Annotated in this window: 1 protein-coding gene and 1 riboswitch; the gene reads left to right on the forward strand. The window is 66.5% G+C overall.

Features of this window, described 5'->3' with window-relative positions:
- The first annotated feature begins 232 nt into the window (after positions 1-232).
- Positions 233-423: riboswitch (cyclic di-AMP (ydaO/yuaA leader) on the forward strand.
- A gap of 9 nt (positions 424-432) precedes the next feature.
- A partial coding sequence (locus A5663_RS14200; RefSeq protein WP_197503399.1) for a transglycosylase family protein occupies positions 433-844 on the forward strand: 412 nt, incomplete at its 3' end.

Consider the following 844-nt stretch of genomic DNA (forward strand, 5'->3'; position numbering starts at 1 on the left):
AACGGAATGGTCACGGACTGGCTACGAAGCGGTGGAGCCCGCCGCTGTCCTGCGGAAACTCTCGTCGCTGCTGGGCATTTAGAGCTCTTTTAAGATTTGCCGACGGCGGAAACGCCGTTACCCGCCAAAGATGACTCGTCCCCGCAGAGCCGTTACGGTTCAGTCCCAGGCCGATCGACCTCACACCGATCTGCCCGCCGTGCCCAGCAGCGCCGAGCTCCATCCGTTGGCACACGGCATACCGACGAACAACTTGGATGGAGGCGGGGGACCCACCGGTCCACCGAGTCAAACGGACCTTGGAGCCATCGGCTCCTTGGGGTGAAGCCGGATCGCCGAGTGAAATCACCTGCGCGACACGGCCGGGCATCCTCTCCAGCCCGAACCCGACAGCTGACCTCGCGGGCGCCGAAGAGAGGACCGAACGCACTCATGAGTGGACGGCACCGCAAGCCCACGGCATCGACCGTGAACGTCGCCAAAGTCGCCTTCACGGGCGCAGTGCTCGGCACCGGGGGCCTCGCGCTCGCCGGACATGCCAGCGCCGCCACCGACGGTGAATGGGATCAGGTCGCCAGTTGCGAGTCCGGCGGCAACTGGGCCATCAACACCGGCAACGGCTATCAGGGCGGGCTGCAGTTCTCGCCGAGCACCTGGAGCGGCCACGGCGGCGGCGAGTACGCCCCTGCCGCGAACCTGGCATCCAAGGAACAGCAGATCGCCGTCGCCGAGCGCGTGCTCGCCAGTCAGGGCAAGGGCGCCTGGCCGACGTGCATGGTGATCCGAGCGGTGACGAATACGGTGCCGGAGGTGTCTCGCACCTCGACGGGGACGACGAGTTGTT

Source organism: Mycobacterium sp. E740, assembly GCF_001672895.1.
Lineage (GTDB): Bacteria > Actinomycetota > Actinomycetes > Mycobacteriales > Mycobacteriaceae > Mycobacterium.